The organism is Actinophytocola sp. (genome assembly GCF_050699935.1).
GTDB lineage: Bacteria > Actinomycetota > Actinomycetes > Mycobacteriales > Pseudonocardiaceae > Actinophytocola.
In genome coordinates this window covers 1-12,253 of the sequence record NZ_JBOHGB010000190.1, presented here as the reverse complement: position 1 = coordinate 12,253, position 12,253 = coordinate 1, and the positions used below count along the sequence as shown (strand labels likewise).

14 protein-coding genes are annotated in these 12,253 nt (G+C 72.1%); 10 read left to right on the top strand and 4 right to left on the bottom strand.

Translation table 11 applies throughout. From position 1 onward, the window contains the following. Positions 1-39 precede the first annotated feature (39 nt). Positions 40-351, bottom strand: coding sequence for an integration host factor, actinobacterial type (mihF, locus tag ACRDTB_RS34490; RefSeq protein ID WP_431436425.1), 312 nt, complete (start codon positions 349-351; stop codon positions 40-42). A 268-nt stretch (positions 352-619) separates the two neighbouring features. Between mihF and ACRDTB_RS34485 the strand changes: the two genes are divergently transcribed. The 8 genes from ACRDTB_RS34485 to ACRDTB_RS34450 all read left to right on the top strand — a co-directional run bounded on the left by ACRDTB_RS34485 (position 620) and on the right by ACRDTB_RS34450 (position 7,241). After that, complete coding sequence (locus tag ACRDTB_RS34485) at positions 620-2,254, top strand: long-chain fatty acid--CoA ligase (RefSeq protein ID WP_431436424.1); 1,635 nt, start codon at positions 620-622, stop codon at positions 2,252-2,254. 44 nt (positions 2,255-2,298) lie between these two features. Next, positions 2,299-2,664: a PaaI family thioesterase gene (locus ACRDTB_RS34480; RefSeq protein ID WP_431436428.1), complete on the top strand. Its 366-nt coding sequence runs from the start codon at positions 2,299-2,301 to the stop codon at positions 2,662-2,664. Positions 2,665-2,774: 110 nt separating this feature from the next. Further along, complete coding sequence (locus ACRDTB_RS34475) at positions 2,775-3,338, top strand: PadR family transcriptional regulator (protein WP_431436423.1); 564 nt, start codon at positions 2,775-2,777, stop codon at positions 3,336-3,338. 94 nt (positions 3,339-3,432) lie between these two features. Next, entirely contained in the window at positions 3,433-4,674 is a 1,242-nt protein-coding gene (locus ACRDTB_RS34470; RefSeq protein ID WP_431436427.1) for a C39 family peptidase, read from the top strand. Positions 4,675-4,683: 9 nt separating this feature from the next. Continuing rightward, positions 4,684-5,796, top strand: coding sequence for a gamma-glutamylcyclotransferase family protein (locus tag ACRDTB_RS34465; RefSeq protein ID WP_431436422.1), 1,113 nt, complete (start codon positions 4,684-4,686; stop codon positions 5,794-5,796). Between the two features lie 55 nt (positions 5,797-5,851). Beyond that, positions 5,852-6,475: a DUF4232 domain-containing protein gene (locus ACRDTB_RS34460; protein ID WP_431436421.1), complete on the top strand. Its 624-nt coding sequence runs from the start codon at positions 5,852-5,854 to the stop codon at positions 6,473-6,475. 104 nt (positions 6,476-6,579) lie between these two features. After that, positions 6,580-6,786, top strand: a complete 207-nt coding sequence (locus tag ACRDTB_RS34455; RefSeq protein WP_431436420.1) for a hypothetical protein — start codon at positions 6,580-6,582, stop codon at positions 6,784-6,786. Next, complete coding sequence (locus ACRDTB_RS34450) at positions 6,783-7,241, top strand: hypothetical protein (RefSeq protein WP_431436419.1); 459 nt, start codon at positions 6,783-6,785, stop codon at positions 7,239-7,241. The genes ACRDTB_RS34455 and ACRDTB_RS34450 overlap by 4 nt, the downstream gene beginning before the upstream one ends. Before the next feature lie 18 nt (positions 7,242-7,259). Here the strand turns inward: ACRDTB_RS34450 and ACRDTB_RS34445 are convergent, their stop codons facing one another. Both ACRDTB_RS34445 and ACRDTB_RS34440 read right to left on the bottom strand, forming a co-directional pair. Further along, positions 7,260-7,535, bottom strand: a complete 276-nt coding sequence (locus tag ACRDTB_RS34445) for a hypothetical protein (RefSeq protein WP_431436418.1) — start codon at positions 7,533-7,535, stop codon at positions 7,260-7,262. Positions 7,536-7,638: 103 nt separating this feature from the next. Continuing rightward, on the bottom strand, positions 7,639-9,315 hold the full coding sequence (locus ACRDTB_RS34440; RefSeq protein ID WP_431436417.1) for an FAD-binding oxidoreductase: 1,677 nt from the start codon (positions 9,313-9,315) through the stop codon (positions 7,639-7,641). Between the two features lie 16 nt (positions 9,316-9,331). Between ACRDTB_RS34440 and ACRDTB_RS34435 the strand changes: the two genes are divergently transcribed. Both ACRDTB_RS34435 and ACRDTB_RS34430 read left to right on the top strand, forming a co-directional pair. After that, complete coding sequence (locus tag ACRDTB_RS34435) at positions 9,332-9,931, top strand: TetR/AcrR family transcriptional regulator (protein WP_431436416.1); 600 nt, start codon at positions 9,332-9,334, stop codon at positions 9,929-9,931. 20 nt (positions 9,932-9,951) lie between these two features. Next, entirely contained in the window at positions 9,952-11,508 is a 1,557-nt protein-coding gene (locus ACRDTB_RS34430) for a glycerol-3-phosphate dehydrogenase/oxidase (protein WP_431436426.1), read from the top strand. A 79-nt stretch (positions 11,509-11,587) separates the two neighbouring features. Here ACRDTB_RS34430 and ACRDTB_RS34425 read toward each other — a convergent pair. Then, on the bottom strand, positions 11,588-12,253 hold a 666-nt coding region (locus ACRDTB_RS34425; protein WP_431436415.1), incomplete at its 5' end, for a M15 family metallopeptidase.

Genomic DNA, 12,253 nt, shown 5'->3' with positions numbered 1-12,253 from the left:
CCGGTCGACCGACTGCCAGCGGGCCCTGACCTGGCAGAACTAGTTCAGCGCGTCGATCAGCGCGGCGCGCTGACGCTCGCCCAGACCGGCCGCGCGCCGGTCCGGGTCGATGCCCGCCTGCTCAAGCAGGGCGGCGACCTTCACCGCGCCCAGGCCGGGCACGGCCTTGAGCAGCGCGGCGACCTTGGTCTTGCCGATCGTCTTGTCGTCCTTCGCACGCCCGAGCACCGACGCGATGGTCTGCTTACCGGACTTGATCGACGCCAACAGCTCGGAGCGCGCCTTGCGCGCCTCCGCAGCCTTGGCGAGCGCCTCAGCGCGCTGCTCTGGAGTCAACGTGGGCAGAGCCACCGTGGTGATCCTTCCTTGCTCGACTGCTGGCTGATCCGCGACCGACAACGCCCAGGTCAGACCCGGAGCGCTCCCCCGCGGTGCCGCGGACCAGTAAACACATCAATGAGTCAGAACATACGCGCGACACGCGCATTCTTCTCGGCGAAGCCGCAGGTGACCCACGTTCTGGGGGTTTGACACGCAGCGTTACCCATGTCCAGAAGTGACATTCCCGCACTAGTGTTCGGACCAATACGCCACCAGTCACCAGGGAGCTTGAACAGCGATGTTGGGCACCATGCAGGATGGTCAACTGTCCATCGCCAACCTCTTGCGCCACGGCAGCCGGATCCACGCGAACGCCGAGGTCGTGACCTGGACCGGGGACGGTTCCCGGCGCGCCACCTACGCCGGAGTCGCCCGCGAGGCCGCCCAGCTCGCGCACGCCCTGCGCCGCCTCGGGGTGACCTCCGACCAGCGGGTCGCCACGTTCATGTGGAACAACAACGAGCACCTCATCGCCTACCTCGCCGTGCCCGCGATGGGCGCCGTCCTGCACACGCTCAACATCCGGCTCTTCCCCGAGCAGCTGACCTTCGTGGCCAACCACGCGGAGGACCACGTCGTGCTCGTGGACGCCACGCTGGTGCCCCTGCTCGCCAAGGTCCTGCCGACGTTCGACACGGTCGAGCACGTCGTGGTCGTCAACGGGGACGCGAGCACGCTCGCCGCGCCCGAGGGCGTCACCGTGCACTCCTACGCCGACCTGCTCGCCGGCCAGCCGGAGGAGTTCGACTGGCCGGCCGTGGACGAGAACGCGGCGGCCGCGATGTGTTACACGTCCGGTACGACCGGTGACCCGAAGGGCGTCGTCTACACCCACCGCTCCATCTGGCTGCACTCGATGCAGGTCTGCATGACCGACTCGATGGCGGTGTCGCAGGCCGACCGGGCACTGATCATCGTGCCGCAGTTCCACGCGATGTCGTGGGGGCTGCCCTACGCCGCGCTGATGGTCGGCGCGTCGATGATCATGCCGGACCGGTTCCTGCAGCCCGAGCCGCTGGCCGCGATGATCGCCGCGGAGAAGCCGACGATGGCCGTTGCGGTCCCGACGATCTGGCAGGGCCTGCTCACGCAGCTGCAGCAGGAGCCCCAGGACCTGACCACGCTGGAGCGCGCGGTGGTCGGCGGCTCCGCCGTCCCGCCGTCGCTGATGAAGGCGTTCGACGAGCTCGGCATGACGATCATCCACGCGTGGGGCATGACCGAGACCTCGCCGCTGGGCTGCGTGTCGCGCCCGCCGGCCGGCCTCGCTCCGGAGGAGGCGTGGGAGTACCGGATCCTGCAGGGCCGCTTCCCCGCGTCGGTCCGGCCCCGCCTCGTCGACGACGACGGCAACGAGCTGCCGTGGGACAACCAGGCCGTCGGCGAGCTCGAGGTGGCCGGGCCGTGGGTGACGGCGTCGTACCACCGGGTCGCCGAGGGCGAGGAGGGCTCGGAGAAGTTCCACGACGGCTGGCTGCGCACGGGCGACGTCGGCGCGATCACGCCGGAGGGGTTCCTGCGGCTCACCGACCGGTCGAAGGACATCATCAAGTCCGGCGGCGAGTGGATCTCCTCGGTCGACCTGGAGAACCAGGTGATGGCGCACCCGGCGGTGGCCGAGGCGGCGGTGATCGGTGTGCCGGACGAGAAGTGGTCCGAGCGCCCGCTGGTGGCGGTCGTGCTGGCGGAGGGCGGCGCGGCCACGGCGGACGAGCTGCGGGAGTTCCTGTCCGCGAAGGTGGCGAAGTGGCAGCTGCCGGAGCACTGGGCGTTCATCGACGAGGTGCCGAAGACGAGCGTGGGCAAGTTCGACAAGAAGCGACTGCGCGCCGCGGTGGCCGAGGGCAAGCTCGACGTCGCGCACCTGTCGTGACCTCGTCCTCCGGCTCCGCCGACGCGACGGCGTCCCTGCACGAGATGGTCCCGTTCGCGGGGACGCTGGGCATCGAGATGCTGTCGTCGGCGCCGGCGGAGGTGCGCGGGCGGGTCGCGTGGGCCGAGTCGCTGTGCACGGTCGGCGGCGTGCGCAACGGCGGCGTGCTCATGGCGCTCGCGGACAACACCGGTGCGCTGTGCGCGTTCCTCAACCTGCCCGAGGGCTCGGGCGGCACCACGACGATCGAGTCGAAGACCAACTTCCTGCGCGCGGTCCGCGACGGCCACGCGACGGCGATCTCCCGTCCGCTCCACGTGGGGAGCCGTTTCGTGATCGTCGAGACCGACGTGCGCGACGACACGGAGCGGCTCGTGGCACGGGTCACGCAGACACAGGCCGTGCTCTGAGCGGACACCCCTACTCACGCGAACGAACCCATGCGGGTGAGCTGTCGAGACCCGAAGGGACTAGACCAAACGGGCGACAAGCCACTACCTGAATCTGTATCGTCGCGCCCGTGCCGGACCGAGGTAAGCCGCGCGGCAGGAGGCGCAAGCTCAACGCGACGTCATACGTCGTCCTCGGCATGCTCAGTTACGGCCCGGCGACCAGCTACGACCTCAAGCAGTGGGTGGCCAACACCATCGGCAACTTCTGGGCCTTCGCGCACTCGCAGCTCTACGACGAGCCGGCCCGGCTCGTGGCCGACGGGCTCGTCAGCGAGATCGTCGAGCAGGGTGGCCGGCGCCGGCGGACCTACGAGATCCTCCCCGCCGGCCGCGCGGCGCTGCGCGAGTGGCTGACCAGCCCCACGACCGAGCAGACCGAGGTACGCGACCTCGGCGTGCTGAAGCTCTTCTTCGCCAACCTCTGCGAGCCCGCGGACCTGCTCCGCCTCGCCCGCGACCGGCACGAGTCGCACGGGGCGCGCGCGGACAGCTACACCGAGCAGCGCGAGGAGATCATGGACTACGCCGATCGCTGGCAGGTCAAGACGATCGAGCTCGGCATCCGCTACGAGCGCTGCGTCGAGCAGTTCTGGGCCGACTTCATCGTGGAGCTGGAGGAAGAGCAGCCGTAAGCTGTTTACACACCCGCTGCTAAGGGTGAAAATCGTCACCATGCTGCCAAAGGCCCTCACCCTGCTGGCCGTGCTCGCGCTGACCCTCTCCGCCATGCCGGCGTCCGCCGCGGCCGAACCTCAGGGACACGACTCCGGACCCGATGACGCACCCGTCGACTTCCACGAGTGGCGCTCCGACCGTGACTTCCGCAAGGGCGAGGCCGAGGGCCTGCGCCACGCACCCGGTGGCGGGCTGGTGATCGGCCGGCCCGCGGGCACGGTCGAGCACACCGAGCCCGACCTCGGCACCACGCGGACCTACGAGTACGGCCGCTGGACCTCGCCGTCCTACCGGCACGGGTTCGGCGCCACGCAGCTCGTCGCGTCATGGAACGCCGAGACACCGGACGACACCTGGCTGCGGGTCGAGATGCAGGGCAGGACCGCGAGCGGCGCGACGACCGCGTGGTACACGATGGGCCGCTGGGCCTTCGGCGACGGCGACATCCTGCGCACGTCGGTGCCCGACCAGCAGGACGCGCACGGTTCGATCGCCGTCGACACGTTCGTCGCCAACTCGGGCGTGGCGCTGCGCTCCTACCAGCTGCGCGTCACCCTGTACCGCGAGGCCGGCAAGCGCGTCACGCCGCGGCTCGCCATGGTCGGCGCGATGACCTCGGCCATCCCGGACCGGTTCACCGTGCCGCCCAGCCCGCCGGCCGGCGCGTGGGGCCGCGAGCTGCCGGTGCCGCCCTACTCACAGAACATCCACGTCGGCGAGTATCCGGAGTACGGCGGTGGCGGCGAGGCCTGGTGCAGCCCGACCTCCACGGAGATGGTCGTCGAGTACTGGGGCCGCGGCCCCAAGGCCGACGACCTGGCCTGGGTAGATCCGTCCTATGCGGACCCGAGCGTCGACCACGCCGCGCGGTTCACCTACGACAAGGACTACGACGGCACCGGCAACTGGCCGTTCAACACCGCGTACGCGGCCACCTTCGGCCTCGCCGGACATGTCACGCGGCTGGGTTCGCTCGCCGAGCTGGAGCGCTACGTCGTCGCCGGCATCCCGGTGATCACCTCGCAGTCGTTCATCGAGTCGGAGCTGGACGGCGCCGGCTACGGGACCGCAGGTCACCTCATGGTGATCATCGGCTTCACCGAGGACGGTGACGTGATCGCCAACGACCCGGCGTCCAGCGGCAACGCCGAGGTGCGCAACGTCTACAAGCGCGAGCAGTTCGAGAACATCTGGCTGCGCACCAAGCGCTACGACGAGGACGGCGACGTCGCGAGCGGCTCGGGCGGCATCGCGTACATCATCGCGCCGGTGGGCAAGAAGCTGCCGCACTAGCTTGGCGGGGTGACATTCGCCGACGAGGACTACCCGGCGGTGCCCTACCCCGGTGCCCGCCCGCCGTGCTCGTTCGCGCACGAGGACGCCACCGGACACCCGCTGCGGCCGGACCGCTCGGCGCTGGCCGGCTGGCGGCTGGCCGGCGGTGTCGGCGACGGTGACGACGGTGGCGGTGCCGGTCGGGACCTCGACGAATGGCTCGCCGACCGCGACGTGCCGCCGCTGGCCGAGCGGGTGCCGCTGCTCTGCTACGGCTCGAACGCCTGCCCGTCGAAGCTGACCTGGCTGCGCGGCACGCTCGGCCTGCCCGGACCGGCCGTGCTGCTGCGCGCGCGGTGCGCGGGCCTCGCCGCGGTGTGGGCGGCCGGGCTGCGGGTCGTCGACGACCAGCGGCCGGCCACCCTCGCCGCCATGCCCGGCGTCGAGGAGCGGCACGCGATCTGGCTCGCCACGCCCGAGCAGATCGAGGTGCTGGACCGCTGCGAGGGCCGTATCGGCGGTGCCGGCAACCGCTACCGACTCGCGCACGTCACGACCGGCGAGGTCCGTCTCGAGGACGGCACCCTCGTCGACCGGCCGCTCGCCTACGTGGCCGCGGAGGCGGCCGACACCGCGTCCCGGACCGTGCGGTACCCGCTGCTGGTCGACGGCCGGCCGGTGCGTTGCGCGGACGTGCCGCAGGCCGCCGCGGTGGCGTTGACCGGCGAGCCGGCGGCGAGCGACGGACTCGCGTTGCTCGTCGTCGATGGCGCGCCCGTGCCCGAGGACCAACCCCGCCGGCTGTTCGTCTACGGCACGCCGCGGCCCGGGGCGTCCCACTGGCCGCTGCTCGAGCGGTACGCCACCGGCGAGCCGTGCCGAGCCGAGCTGCCCGGCACGCTGTTCGACACCGGCCTCGGCTACCCGGCCCTGCGACCCGGCGACGGTCCGGGCGTGCCCGGCTGGGTGGTCGAGCTGGCGACTCCCGCGGCCGCTCTGTCCACTCTGGACGAATACGAGGGCAAGGAGTACCGCCGGGTCCGCGTCACGCTCGACGGCGGCACGCAGGCCTGGACCTATGTGTGGACAAGCCCATTCGACGGCATGCGAGAGATCACCGACTTCCGGCGGACAACCTGACCCGCACCGGGGCGTCTCCTCTCACGACCGAATGCGACAGTGGGAGGTAATCGCCATGGTCCTGCGTACCCGCGTGGCCGCCGCTTGTGCGGCCGCCGGTTTCCTCGCGGCGCTGAGCGCCTGCGGAGCACAGGGGTCCACGGGGGACAGTCAACCGACGGGCTCACCCGTCACCACACCGCCGTCGTCCGCACCGGCGACGACGCCGAACTCGAGCGGCGAATCCAGCGGTGGCACCGAAAGCGCACCGCCCGGCGAGGGCACCAAGTGCACGGCCAAGGACCTGAAGGGCGCCATCGAGCCGCTCGACTCCGCACCGGGAAACCGGTACGCCGAGCTCGTGGTGACCAACAGGACCAAGCGGCCGTGCACCCTGTACGGCTACGGCGGCTTGGAGTTCATCGACCAGGACGGGAACCCGACGCCGACCGACCTGACCAGGCAGCCCGCCCCGGGCCCCAGCCTGGTGCGGCTGCCGCCGGGCGGCACCGCCGCCAAGAAGTTGCACTGGGGTGTGGTGCCGAGCGGGGAGGAGCCGGACACCGGGCCGTGCGAACCGGAGTCGGCGGGAGCCCGGATCATCCCGCCGGACGACACGCAGGCGTTCATCGTGACCCACGAGTTCGGATCGGTGTGTGCCGGCGGGCACGTCGAAGGAAGCGCATATTTCAAGAAGTAGCCTGTGCTGCCTGAAGGTTTCTCAGCCGAGGCGAACTAGCCTCGGGTGTGTGGAAACGACGGCCGGACTGCACCGGAAAGGCCGGCATCGCCGAGCCTTTCTGCATGGGTGGTGGGTTCGCGTTGCTCGGTGCCATCCGGAACGTCGACGCGAGCGCGTCCTACTACGGTGAGCTTCCGGCCGATCCACGAGTCCAGCCAGGACGCGTGGCGGCGGGTGATGTCGTTCTTCGCGACCCATCTCGGCTGAGGGCGACAATTTGGTCGATTCGCTGGAATCCGGAGTGGCCAGCGTGCAGGCTGACGACATGAACCCGGAGACCGAGATCGCGACGCAGCCGACGGTGCGGGAGCCGGTCGTCGCGCAGCCCACCGAGCACCCGGTGCCCGCCGGCGCGCCGGGCGACGAGCCACCCGACCCGCTGGCGAGCATCACATTGCGGCCGCGCACGTACGCCGCCGCGCTCGCCGTGGCCGGGCTGCTGCTGGGCCTGATCCTCGCGCTGGTGCCGGTGCACGTCGCCGGCCTCGACGCCGCCGAGCAGACGACGGTGACCTGTGGAAACACCATCGGCGGAGTCGAGACACCGCTGCTCGGCACGGACCTGGGCACCGTCGACGACACCGTGCTGGCGACCTACGTGGGCACCTGCCAGCAGGCGATCAGCACCCGCCTGCTGTTCTCGTGGCCGCTGTTCTTCGCCGGCATGCTGGGCATCGTGTGGCTGGGCGTGGTCCGCCGAGACCCACCCCGCCAGGTTTTCTGAGGCGCGCCGATCCGCCCGCTAGCCGCGCAGGCGGGTCACGATCCCCTCGGCCTCATCGACGTCCAGCGGAAAGGGGCCACCGGGCACGATCGGGCCGTTGATGACGGCGGGGCCGGTGACCGGCGGCTTGCCGTACCCGGCGGCGAGCCGGCTCGCGGCGGGGTTGGGCTCGCCCGGTCGAACCCGACCGGGGCTGTCCTCGACCTGCCACAGGGTCAGGTCGGCGTCGCCGAGCCTGGTGGACTGTATGCGGTCCGAGCCGAGCATTCGGGCCACATCCTGCACGAGATCCATCCCGACGACGGTCGTCCTCACCTCTTGCACGCCACCGACGGTCAACAGCAGCAGCCGGGTCGCTTTGCTCGCGAATCTGCCATCCCAAGATCATCTGGTAGGCCTAGGACGGCGGTCGGCCCAGGAGCTTGCCCGGGTTGAGCACGCCCTCGGGGTCGAGCTCCCGCTTGACGGCCGCCAGGACGTCGACGCCCAGGGGGCCGATCTCCGCGGGCAGGTAGGGCGCGTGGTCGACGCCGACGGCGTGGTGGTGGGAGATCGTGCCCAGCGGACCGTTCGACGAGATGGCCTCGCACGCGGCCGCCTTGGCGCGCTCCCACTGGCCGATCGGGTCGTCGGCGTCGCGGGGCACGAGCGTGGTGAAGTACAGCGACGCGCCCGTCTCGTAGGCGTGCGAGATGTGGCACGCCACGATCGGCGTGCGGCTCGACCCGGCGAGCGAGTCCACCAAGGCGGCCCGCACCGCCGAGCGCAGGGTGTCCACAGTGGACCAGTACGTCGCCGTCTCCAGGGTCTCGACGCAGACACCCAGGTCCAGCAGCGCGTCGCGCTGCCGCGGGCCGGCGAACCGGCCGTGCCGCCACTTCTCCCCCACCACCGTGCCGAGCGAGACCCCCCGGTGCCGGCGCAGCGCGCGCAGCGTGGCCCGGCGGCGCGAGGCGACCTCCGCGTCGCTCGCGCCCTCCCAGCCGAGCACGAGCAGGCACGGGTCGAGCACCCCGCGCAGCCGCAGGTACCTGCGCATCAGCTCGGTCTTCCAGCCACCGGACAGCGCGAACGCCAGGTCCGTCTCATGCGGGTCCGACAGGCGCGTGACGTCGGCGAGCACCCGCTGCTGGGCCAGCTCGCGCACGGCGTTCGCGCCGCGGGACCAGCCGTCGAGCACGAACCCCTCGTAGCGGCGCGCGGCCGGCCGCGTGCGCACCCGCAGGGTCACCTCGGTGAGCACGCCGAACGCGCCCTCGCTGCCCATCACGAGCTGGCGCAGGTCCGGCCCGGCCGCCGACGCCGGCGACACGCCGAGCCGCCACTCGCCGCGCGGCGTGGCCATCCGCACGCCCTCGACCATGTCCTCGAACCGCCCGTAGCCCGCCGACGCCTGGCCGGACGACCGGGTCGCGGCGAACCCGCCGATCGTCGCACGCTCGAACGACTGCGGCACATGGCCGAGCGTCAGCCCGTGCGCGGCGAGCAGCCGCTCCGCATCGGGCGCGACCACACCCGCCTGGAGCACGGCGAGCCGGGAGACCGGGTCCACCGACACCAGCTTGTCGAGCCGGCACAGGTCGAGCACGATGACGGACTCCTTGGTCCCGCGCAGCGCCTGCACGCCGCCGACCACCGAGGTGCCCCCGCCGAACGGCACCAGGCCGACGCCGTGCTCGGCGCAGACCTCGACGACCCGCTGCACCTGTCCCGGATCGGCCGGCAGCACGACAGCGTCGGGCACGGTCAGCGCGCCGGTTCCCCTGTGCCGCAACAAGTCCAGATAGGACAGTCCGCCGGTGCGGCCGAGCCGGTCGTCGCGGCTGCGCAGCAGGTGGTCGGTGCCCACCACCGACTCGAGCGCCTTGCGCGCCACGTCCGGCAGGTCGGGCTCGCCGACCGCGAGCGCGGAGTCCGGCGCCGCAGGCGTGCTCTGCTCGGTGAGCCCGGTTTTCGAGGCTAGCCAACGGGTGGCATGAGGGGGGAGAATGGCGTCCTGCCCACCGGCCGGCGTCCAACTGCGACGGACGCGGTGGTCGAGGCGCTCGCCGGTGTGGTCCCTGGGTTCGGTCACCGGTATAGTGTGACATATGACGTCTATCCGTCACACTCCGTCACCCAACCGCGTCGCGGACGACGTGTTGCTCGACGCGGCAATGGAGTGCGTGCTGGCGGTGGGCGTGCGCCGCACCACGCTGAGCGACATCGCGCGAACCGCCGGCGTCAGCCGCATGACGCTCTACCGCCGGTTCCCCGACGTGCGCGGCATGCTGTCGGCCCTGATCACCAGGGAGTTCGGCAAGATCCTCACGGAGGCGAACCGGATCGCGCAGCCGGAGCCGACCGCACGCGGGCAGCTGGTGGTCGCGTCGGTGCACACGATCCGCGGCCTGGCCGCGAACCCGTTGATGCACGCGGTGATCGAGCGCGACGCGGAGATGCTGCTGCCCTACATCATGGAGCGGATCGGCACGAGCCAGCGGATGACGGAGGAGTTCCTGCGCGCGCAGCTGGCCGCCGGGCAGCGGGACGGCTCGATCCGGGTGACCGACCCGGCGGTGCAGGCGCGGACGATCTTCCTGCTGCTGCAGCCGTACGTGTTCGCCATCCGGCCGTCGACCTCCGACCTGTCCCTCGACGACCTGCTGGCGGAGCTGACCCACCTGCTCGACGCGGTGCTGCGTCCATGAGCAAGCCCACGCACAAGCCCATGCACCCGGGGAACAACTCCCTGAACGCCACGCGGCGTGCGCTGGAGCTGGAGCGGCTGGCCGCCGGCGAGGTGGTCGACCTGCTGGTGATCGGCGGCGGCGTGACCGGGACGGGGATCGCGCTGGACGCCGCCGCGCGGGGCCTGTCGGTCGCGCTGGTGGAGGCGCACGACCTGGCGTTCGGCACGTCGCGGTGGTCGAGCAAACTGGTGCACGGCGGCCTGCGCTACCTGGCGAAGGGCGAGGTGCGGCTCGCGCACGAGAGCGCCGTGGAGCGCGGCATCCTGATGACGCGGACGGCGCCGCACCTGTCCCGCGCACTGCCCCAGCTCTTCCCGCTGCACGAGCAGATCTCCCGTGGTGGCGCGGCTTTCGTGATGAGCGGCCTGCGTGCGGGTGACGCGCTGCGCCGGGCCGCGCGTACGCCGTCGTCGCTGCTGCCGCCGCCCCGCAAGGTGTCCGGCCCCGAGGCCCTGGCCCTGGCGCCGGGCCTGCGCACGCGCGGCCTGCGCGGCGGGCTGCTCTCGTTCGACGGTCAGCTGACCGACGACGCGCGCCTGGTCGTGGCGCTGGCCCGCACCGCGGCCGGGCTGGGCGCGCGGATCCTGACGCGCCTGCGGGTCACCACGGCGTCGGGCGACGGCGTCGAGGTGCGTGACCTGGTGTCCGACCGGGTGGTCTCGTTGCGGGCCCGGAGCGTGGTGAACGCGGCGGGCGTCTGGGCGGGCTCGCTGGTCGACTCCGTGCGGCTGCGCCCGTCCCTGGGCTCGCACGTCGTCGTCGACGGCGGGCGGCTCGGGATCGGCGGCACGGCGCTGACCGTGCCCGTTCCGGGCGAGCGCTCGCGCTTCGTGATCGTGCTGCCGCAACGGAACGGACTTGTCTACATAGGACTGACCGACGAGCCGTTCGACGGTCCGGTTCCCGACGAGCCGGTGGCGCCCGCGGCCGACGTGGAGTTCCTGCTGCGGGTGGCGTCCTCGGTGCTGGCGGAGCCGCTGACCGCGGCCGACGTGCTGGGCAGCTACGCCGGCCTGCGCCCGCTGCTCGAGGGCACCGGCCGCAGCGCGGACCTGTCCCGCCAGCACGCGGTGTTGCGGGCACCGAGCGGCGTGCTGACGATCGTCGGCGGGAAGCTCACGACGTACCGGAAGATGGCGCAGGACGCGGTCGACGCGGCCACCGCCGCCGCGTCACTGCACGCCGGCCCTCCGCGCACGCACGACCTGCCACTGGTCGGCGCCGGCACGCGCCACCATTTGTCCACTGTGGACGCATCGGCGCGCCTCGTGGCGAGCTATGGCACCGAGGCGCCGCGCGTGGCGGCATTGGCGTCCTTCGACCCGGAGCTGGGCGCGCCGGTCGCCGACGGCACGGAGATCACCGGCGCCGAGGTGGTCTGGGCGGTCCGCAACGAAGGCGCCCTGGACGCGGACGACGTGCTGCACCGCCGCACGCGGATCGGCCTGGTCCCCAAGCACCTGGACGCCACCCGGGACCGGGTGACCGACCTGGTGAACCGGGCACTCGCCGGCCTGGCCCCGACCTCGCCCTGACGTCCGCCGTCCGGGCGCGTAGCAGGGACAAGCGAGCCGGCCACCGGAAGTCCCGGTGGCCGGCTCGCCCCCGACGAACCTACTGGCCGGCGCGCAGGCGCTCGGCCACCCGAGCGACCTCCTCAGGCGTGCCGACGATCTCGAAGTGCATCTCGTCGCGGCGGCCGGTGTAGTCGCCGCCCCAGCGGACCACGTCGTCGACCTCGCCCAGGATCGTGTGGATCTCCTGGACCTGCGCCGGCGTGAACGTCTCCCGCGCGCCGAGCGGGTGCCGCGTGGCGTTGACGTCCACGGCGGTCCCGCTCGCGTGGTTGGAGATGTCGCCGCCGCCGCGCACGTTGCGCTCGGCGTAGCCCCAGTCGTCGTGCTCGCCCGCCTCGGAGTTCATGTCGATGTTCTCCACGCGCGAGTGGACCTGGCCGAGCACGTGCATGAGCACGTCACCGCCGGGGCCGTCGGCCACGTTGACCTGGGTGTCCGTACCCGGGATCGTCCGTGTGCCGCGCGGCGGGTTCACCGGCCAGCCGTTCTGCGACACCGGGCCGCTCGGCGCCGGGCGTGCCCCGGTGCCCTGGCCGGCCGGAGGTGTCTGGACGGGAGTGACCGGAGGTCCGGCTTGTGCGGTTTGGGGGCCGCTGCCGGTGCCGGCCGCCGTGGGGGTCGCGCTGAGGGGGCCACCGGTGGTGGTGTGTTGGGGGGTGGTGATCTGCACGCCGCTGCCGGTGCCGGCGGCTGTGGGGGTGGC

Coding starts and splice junctions, on each gene's coding strand:
- ACRDTB_RS34450 (WP_431436419.1), top strand. CDS start 6,783: ATGAACCCGGAGACCGAGATCGCGACGCAGCCGACGGTGCGGGAGCCG.
- ACRDTB_RS34485 (WP_431436424.1), top strand. CDS start 620: ATGTTGGGCACCATGCAGGATGGTCAACTGTCCATCGCCAACCTCTTG.
- ACRDTB_RS34430 (WP_431436426.1), top strand. CDS start 9,952: ATGCACCCGGGGAACAACTCCCTGAACGCCACGCGGCGTGCGCTGGAG.
- ACRDTB_RS34470 (WP_431436427.1), top strand. CDS start 3,433: ATGCCGGCGTCCGCCGCGGCCGAACCTCAGGGACACGACTCCGGACCC.
- ACRDTB_RS34455 (WP_431436420.1), top strand. CDS start 6,580: ATGGGTGGTGGGTTCGCGTTGCTCGGTGCCATCCGGAACGTCGACGCG.
- ACRDTB_RS34480 (WP_431436428.1), top strand. CDS start 2,299: ATGGTCCCGTTCGCGGGGACGCTGGGCATCGAGATGCTGTCGTCGGCG.
- ACRDTB_RS34435 (WP_431436416.1), top strand. CDS start 9,332: ATGACGTCTATCCGTCACACTCCGTCACCCAACCGCGTCGCGGACGAC.
- ACRDTB_RS34445 (WP_431436418.1), bottom strand. CDS start 7,535: ATGGATCTCGTGCAGGATGTGGCCCGAATGCTCGGCTCGGACCGCATA.
- ACRDTB_RS34460 (WP_431436421.1), top strand. CDS start 5,852: ATGGTCCTGCGTACCCGCGTGGCCGCCGCTTGTGCGGCCGCCGGTTTC.